We start from the raw sequence: 1,742 nt of genomic DNA, 5'->3' as shown, positions 1-1,742 counted from the left end.
GGCCAGGCCGTCGAGTTTCAGTGTGCGCAGCTGCGCCAGGGTGGTGTGCATCATCATCGTCATACTCCGTATTATTTATATGGTTTATAGCGTTTATATCGTTATTGATAGTAGCCAGGGCCGCGCAGGTGGACGTGCTCGGGGCTGACCCATTCTTCGGCGGCCACCGGGTTGCTCCGGTCGCGGTTGTTCTTCAGGATGTCGTTTACATGGCGGTACTGGCAGGCGCCGATCTGCAGGGCCAGCGTGCACGCCGATTCGAGCCGTTCTTTTCCGTAGCGCTTGGCCAGCGACAGCAGACCAAGGCAGGCGCGATAGCCGTGCTCCGGATGCCGGTTTTCGGCCATCAACCGAGTTACCGCTTCGGCCGTCGCCGGGCCGATACTAGTCCCCCAGTGGATCAGCCGCTGCGGTGTCCATTCCATCTGGGCGCGGTGGGCGGCGGGCATGTGCGCCGGGGTCGTGGTGAAGCCGCCGACGCGGCTATTGCGGATGTGGCTGGCGACACGTTGACCACGATGGAGGAACTCGACCACCGCCGTGGTGATGCGCGCCTCGAGCTCCTGGCCGACCAATGCTTGCGGCACGCTGTAGCGGTGGCGTTCGACCTCGACGTGGTAGTCAATGTGGACCTTGACGGTTTTGAAGCGGGCCATCTCGTAGCGTTGCAGCGGCAGCGGCAACAAGGCCGGCGCGTCGATTTCCGCGAAGGTGCTGGCGCGGCTGCCTGGCAGCTTCTGGAACGCCTTGTCGTTGAGCCGCGTGAGCAACGGCGCCATGGCCTGATTGACCTCGTGCACGCTGGCGAACTGCTGATGGCGCAGGCGCGCCATGATCCAGCGCTCGACGATTTGCACCGCCGATTCGGCCTTGGCCTTGTCCTGCGGATGGTAGGGCCGGGCCGGCAGGATCGAGGTGCCATAGTGGCGCGCGAAGTCGAGCACCGTGTCGTTGCCGCGTGGCTCGTAGCGGTTGGCGTCGGCGATCATCGCCTTCGGATTGTCCGGCACGATGAGCTGCGTTACGCCGCCATAGAAGCTCAGCGCGCGCGCCGTCGATTCAAGCCAGTCGGACATGGTCTCGCGTGGCGTCGCGCAGGCGTAGGTGTAGCTGGAGGCGCCCAAGGCGGCCACGAAGATGTGGGCGCGGCTGCCGTCGGTGAGCGCGATGGTGGGGCCGGCGTAATCGATGAACAGCTTCTCGCCGGCGCGGTGGATCTGGCGCATCGAGCGCTTGAGCTGCCTGGCGAAGCGGCGGTAATTTTCGCAGAACTGCGTGTAGCCGTAGGTTTGGCGATCGGCATAGTCGGCGCGGTGCTCCTCCCACAGGAGCATCAACGTCATGCCCTTGCGGCGCAGTTCCTGGTGCAGGTAGCCGTAGTCGGGCTGGACGTGCTCTCGCGGACGTTCTGGCGCAACAAGCAGGCGCCTCTCCAGCGCCGCCTCATCAATCCTCTGGACCGTCGCCCAATCCAGGCCCGCCGCTGCGGCCAGGCCAAGGTACTTGGTCACGGCAGCCTTCGACATCCCCAGTGCAGCAGCGATCTGCCGGTGCGACAGCTGGGCGTCGAGCTTCAGACGCAGTACATCTTTTATCTTACGCATATTGATCCTCGGTGCGGGCACGCTATCTCCAGAAAAAAGCTGAAAGCGTACCCTCTCGGTTGCTATATGCGTAACATCATCTCGGCGTGCTACGACACCGTTCCGGTATCGTGACCGGCCATTCCGGCATCGTGCCCA

The 1,742-nt window shown here is 63.7% G+C and carries 1 protein-coding gene; it reads right to left on the bottom strand.

What is annotated here, in order from left to right:
• Positions 1–101 precede the first annotated feature (101 nt).
• Positions 102–1,625 carry an IS21 family transposase gene (gene istA, locus DUPY_RS02840; protein ID WP_070246203.1) on the bottom strand — a complete coding sequence of 508 codons (1,524 nt, stop codon included), beginning with the start codon at positions 1,623–1,625 and terminating at the stop codon, positions 102–104.
• Positions 1,626–1,742: the final 117 nt, after the last annotated feature.

The organism is Duganella phyllosphaerae, from assembly GCF_001758785.1.
Classification (GTDB): Bacteria; Pseudomonadota; Gammaproteobacteria; order Burkholderiales; family Burkholderiaceae_D; genus Rugamonas; species Rugamonas phyllosphaerae.
The sequence above is the reverse complement of the archived record's forward strand: the minus strand, read 5'-3'. Positions and strand labels throughout refer to the sequence as shown.